The organism is Pseudoalteromonas sp. Isolate3, from assembly GCF_022398505.1.
Taxonomy (GTDB): Bacteria; Pseudomonadota; Gammaproteobacteria; order Enterobacterales; family Alteromonadaceae; genus Pseudoalteromonas; species Pseudoalteromonas apostichopi.
The window spans coordinates 1-5305 of sequence record NZ_JAKEVN010000173.1 but is presented as its reverse complement, the minus strand read 5'-3'; the positions used below and the strand labels follow the sequence as shown (position 1 = coordinate 5305).

Below are 5305 nucleotides of genomic sequence, written 5' to 3'. Positions count from 1 at the left end.
GAATATTATTTTTATTTAATGCCATACTTCACGGGAACTCTAAAAAATCTAGTTTTTCCTAATGTAACTGGAGAGAAGATAGAGAATTATTTGTTCCAAATATTAAACGGATTGAATTACGCTCATAATTTAGGTGTTTTTCACCGAGATTTGAAACCTGAAAATGTTCTTTTGGATACAGAAAAAGATCTGTTAGTGATCGCAGATTGGGGTGTTGCTAATTATTCTGACAAGTACAACTTCTGTAATGTAAAGACGAAGAAAGGTACGAGATTAGCTAACTTCAAGTATGCATCGCCTGAACAAAAAAACAACGACAAGGTTGGACCAAGTACTGATATTTACTCTTTAGGCTTAATTTTAGGTGAGATGTTTACTGGTAAAATTCCAGTAGGGACTTCTTATCATAGTATAGGTTCTTTTCACCGCGACTATTCTCATTATGATGAAATAGTTAAGTGGATGACGGCTCAAACCCCTAAAATGAGACCATCAGCAAAAGAACTAATTGTAAGTCATGGCTTTCACTTTTTTGATCAGTATAATCTAGATAAATTGTTTAATACTGTCGCGTTTGAACTTAAGTCTACAAATTTTGAGTTACCAGATTTTATCAAACCGAGAAATAATGCAAATGGGTTCTATGAAATAAAGGAATGGATCGATGGGTCATATTTGCTTTCCAATAGAAATCCAATAAATATACAAACATCTTCTATTGCAATGTTTATGTACAGGTTTTGTAGTTCACACCCATTTCTAGATGGTAACAAACGAATTTCATATGTTATTTTTAATTCACTATTAAAGTTTTACCAGATAAACCTCAATGCTACTGCTAAAGAGAAAATTGAAGTGATTAAGCATATTATCTTTGGGAAAATTACAATTGATGACTTCAGCGACTGGATAAAACAACGTGTAGTAGAGAGTGATCTTAGTACAGAACAACTAATTGCTGAGTTGGGTGATTTTTAAACATAACAGAGCATTTAAGAGTGATTCCCAACGCTTGGCATTTTTTATTCCATCGTTGGGTTTTGTGTTTAAGGTGATATGGTTAGGTTCAGTGGTAGCGCGTAACATCGGCAGAAAGATGCGCGACGAGCGCACTATAAAATTGTTAGGTTCTTATACATACACGTAACCAAGGAGTAATGCGTGTCAAATATTTCCCAAGTTAGAGGAGCCTTATTAGAAGAGGCAATACTTTATTTATTAGAGAAAGTTGGATATGAAACTCTCACAGACTCTAGTTCTTTTAATAATCAAGAGTTACGTGGTGGGCATTCCGGATTGGAAGTTCGAGGAAGAGGTTCTTGGCACCAAATTGACGCTTTAGCATTATTTCCTGCATCTCCAGCGTTCATGTATCCACTTCGATTGATGGTAGAAGCAAAATGCTACCGTGAAAACAGACCTGTTGGTATTGACGTAGCACGTAATTCTGTCGGTGTGCTCAAAGATATTTCAGAGAATTACTTCACTGTTCAACGAAGAACTGGGCAGTACCTTCAAGTACCAAGTTTTAATTATCACTCTGCAATATTTTCTACTTCTGGGTATACAGCTGGAGCTGTTGAATATGCTTTAGCTCATCAGATCTTTTTGATCCAATACAATAATGTTTCAGTAATACGTCCCTTGATCAGAGCGATAATGCAGTTTGGCCCTGAGTGCTTAACAAACTTAGGAAAACAGTCTGTCAAAGAAGTTAGAGAAAGATACAGAAATGCAATTAGTGGTAACTACTATGAAATGGACATGCGTAACTACCTAACTGAAGAAGGTATTAATTTAATTGATAATGCTCTAGTTGAAACTCTGCAGCAGATTCAAGGCTCTTACTTCGGTATGCTTCAAGGACGCTGGCCTTTACACCTTCTGACACACCACGAGCTACCGCCACATGCATTTGAAACAGACGTAGTACAATGCAGAGTAGTTGGATATCAAACTGGAAACTGGAAGTTTACACCTCTGCATTTTCAGCCAGGTGAGCCTGGTTGGTTCGAGCTAGAGTTTGATCTTCCTGAGCAAATAGCCTCCCTTGTTGCAAGGGAGTGGGATAGCCGAGAAGCAGTTGCAAATATAAAGAGACAACATTTTTCCTTTATTCAGCTTTCCGGAATTATTGGAGGAATCAGAAGAAGTGTGAAGCTAGAGCTTAACAATGAGTGGATTGAAGAGTACATTCACAGCCTTCAGCCACGAATCTAATAAGTAAATCAAGAGCGGACGCATAAAAGTTGGCTTGCGCTCATTCTTCGCTAATTTTAGCCAACGTTTATTTACCGCTTATTTAGGCGTTATACGTTTCTAGAGTACGGAGTAAATTTAAGTGTCTGAAGAAGCAATTAAGCTTGCGGAAAAATTGCTGAAAAGCGATCAGGATTACTTAGAAAACGTAATTGCTCTCTGGCGTATTGGTAATGAAAAATACGGCCAATGCTGGGATACTGAATTTCACATTTTTGGTGAAATAGAGTCAGAAACAGATCATTTACCCTTAAATCATGTTAGGTCAAAATGCTCAGAAGAGTTTCTGGCTAAAGCTGATAAAGAGTTATGTGAAACTATCGAATATTATCGGGCTCATGTTATCAAAGCTTGTAACATCATAATTGGTAGTAAAAACGTATAACAAATCAATTACGGCATAGACGCAAAACACATGGCTTGCGCTCATTCTTCCCTAAGTATAGCCATGCATTTGTGCGTCCCATATTGAGGCGTTATGACAACAAGAGTTAATTATAGGGACATATGAAAGCTGAATTTGAAGAGAAGGATTTTGAAGCTCCTTTATACAGTGAGCTGAGATTTGGAAGTCATCGAATTGCCACACCTGGTCAGGTATTTGAAGGCAAGTTTGGAATTGATGCGGCATTAGAAGCCGAGCATCCTTTATTTTGGGAACTTTTTGGCTTCTATGACATACCTAAGGGTGTTGCTCTTAACGATTTAAGGTGGGGATTCATGTGGCGCAAACTTGGCAAAAAGCGAAGGCTGGCCACATTTAATACAAATCTTCTAATCTAAGCGAAGCGACCAAAGCCTTTGGTTAGGGCATCATCACTGCTTAAAAGCTATGGGTTTAGCTCTAAGTATTGGCGGTTTGATATAACTGATCACCAACAAGAAATACTAGAAAAAGTATCGCAGAATTTGCGTAGAAGGGCCCTCGTTGTATATGCGTCTCCAGCATTTCATACACTAGATGAGCTCTATAACCACACTGAAGCTCAAGCCATAGTTGAAAACACAAGTTTTGTTAAAGTCGAGAGGCTGCATAACCATAAACAGTGGAACTACTATCAACCTGGCACAAACGGGGTTGCGCACTCTGAGCCTGAATTCATTGAAGATATTCCATTCTATTCAATGATTGAGCAAGCCGGGGAGTTCAGCGAAGGAAATGAAAACCACTCTGATAATCTTCACTTTCTTCACAAAATGACATTAGAAGCTTGTCATGAAATCCAAGAGCACAATCCGATTGCGCGATACTACCTCAGAATTCACGGGCGACTGATGCGCATTCAGGAGATATATGAGGTAGAAGAAACCATAGACTATGTTGCATTTAACTTATTTTGCAATGTCGCGAAGTTGAAGTGGCTGGTTATATAAGTTATGACAAGGCGCTCAACGAAAAAATACTCTAGCTCGTTTATGGTCAGTTGAGAGTTATAATTAATAGTGTGAAAAAGCATTATTATGTAGGCAGAACCTACAATACAGTGTTTATTTTCACTATTGTGAGTTTAAAGTTATAGGGACTTTAGTGCCTGCCTTAAAACCCAATATATTTATCAATCGGACGGTCTTTCAGATTTTCTATGAGCTTGTACAGTTTCAGCCTTATAGATTGAGAATTAGATAGTAAAATTAATTGTTTGCCTCTAAAAGATTCCTGAAAAACTGGATCAATCCCCAACATTTGAAGTCCATCTAACAATGTGTCTTCAGGCACATTTGCAAAATATGAAACACGATTAAGGCAAATGTATTTATTTATAAATTTATGAAATTCATGCCCTTCAACTGAATATTCATTTGACCAGTGATTGGCTTCGAATAAATTCACTGCTTCAAGGCGCTTGATGAGAGTAAGGTGAGAGAAAAATATGGAGGCTAAAGCTGTGCCAGTAACACTCTGCTCATGTTCGTAGAGTTGAGCTTGAAGCGCTTTATACAAATCTTGTTCATTCAAATAACAATGTTTTAGCTGTCGATGTTCACCTGGGCAATATAGTTTGAGTTTGCCATTCAGAATTAATTCATAGATATAACGAGGACTAGCTGTGAACAATAGCAAAACACGTTTAATCTCATGAAAGTGTATTAACTCTTCTGAACTTGATACTTGGTGTATTTCTAGCTCACAAAATTGTTCTGCTAAAGCATTCATATCGAATATAGGGCTTCTGCCTTTACGTGCAACCGTTAAAGGCACTAAAACATTATGTTCTACAAGACTATTAATAGAGTCCAAGTCTAAACCAATCAGACTCGCAAGGCGATTTGCTGATATTTGATGAGATAAAGATAATTCATTTTGCTTTTTATAAGTTATTAAACGGGAAGTGCTTATACCTTCATCGGAAGCTTCGATTGGTCTGGTGGAAAAGCTTATTTCTGGCAACGAGTCATCATATTGAAACTGGCAAACACTATTAAAATTGGCCCATGGCTCTAGAACTGATTCAATAGAGATATCACGGTAAGTCGCTTTTCTATGTTTTAACTCAAAAAAGTAACTGTGACGAAATGAAGAGCTGTGTAGCAGACCTAACCCCAAATGCACTAACTGCTGTATTCTACTTACAGCGTAAGTTTCTAGCTTCGGTGTCGAGAGCATATTGTCGAAGGGTCGATGCATGCGCTGGATAGCTAAGAGTAAAGCTTCTATGTATTTATTGTTGTTAGCTTCTAAAAACAATCTCGAAACCATGATGCTGTACTTGTCGCATTGAGTCACTATGGGTGTTTCAATCAATGACTCTCCACACTTTCTGCATTCGTTAAGTTTCCATGTATTCCACTTAAGTTTTTCATGACAATGAGGGCACTCTGATTGCAGATTACAATTATGGATAGGGCACGCAGTTACCAAAGAGGTATCCCACAGATGCCTCATGTATAAATCATCTGCAAGGCATAAAGGGCAGAATCTAAAGTCCTTATGGTAGAGGTGGGCGGTGTTTGTTAAGTTGATTTCTCTAAAATAGTTAATATTACTTTGGTTATAAAAATAACCAGCCAGCTCCTCAGGCTTCATTCTCAGTGCTGGGGCTAGATT

The 5305-nt window shown here is 37.8% G+C and carries 6 protein-coding genes; 5 read left to right on the top strand and 1 reads right to left on the bottom strand.

Features of this window, described 5'->3' with window-relative positions:
- The 5 genes from L1D46_RS19585 to L1D46_RS19565 form a co-directional block, all read left to right on the top strand.
- The coding region (locus tag L1D46_RS19585; protein WP_239978085.1) for a protein kinase at positions 1–978 on the top strand (978 nt) is incomplete at its 5' end.
- Positions 979–1161: 183 nt separating this feature from the next.
- Positions 1162–2220 (top strand): restriction endonuclease, encoded by a 1059-nt coding sequence (locus L1D46_RS19580; RefSeq protein WP_239978084.1) that lies wholly within the window; start codon positions 1162–1164, stop codon positions 2218–2220.
- A gap of 121 nt (positions 2221–2341) precedes the next feature.
- Positions 2342–2644 carry a hypothetical protein gene (locus tag L1D46_RS19575; RefSeq protein ID WP_239978083.1) on the top strand — a complete coding sequence of 101 codons (303 nt, stop codon included), beginning with the start codon at positions 2342–2344 and terminating at the stop codon, positions 2642–2644.
- 122 nt (positions 2645–2766) lie between these two features.
- Positions 2767–3042, top strand: coding sequence for a hypothetical protein (locus L1D46_RS19570; RefSeq protein ID WP_239978082.1), 276 nt, complete (start codon positions 2767–2769; stop codon positions 3040–3042).
- Between the two features lie 126 nt (positions 3043–3168).
- Entirely contained in the window at positions 3169–3633 is a 465-nt protein-coding gene (locus L1D46_RS19565) for a hypothetical protein (RefSeq protein WP_239978081.1), read from the top strand.
- Positions 3634–3796: 163 nt separating this feature from the next.
- Here the strand turns inward: L1D46_RS19565 and L1D46_RS19560 are convergent.
- A partial coding sequence (locus tag L1D46_RS19560; protein ID WP_239978080.1) for a TniQ family protein occupies positions 3797–5305 on the bottom strand: 1509 nt, incomplete at its 5' end.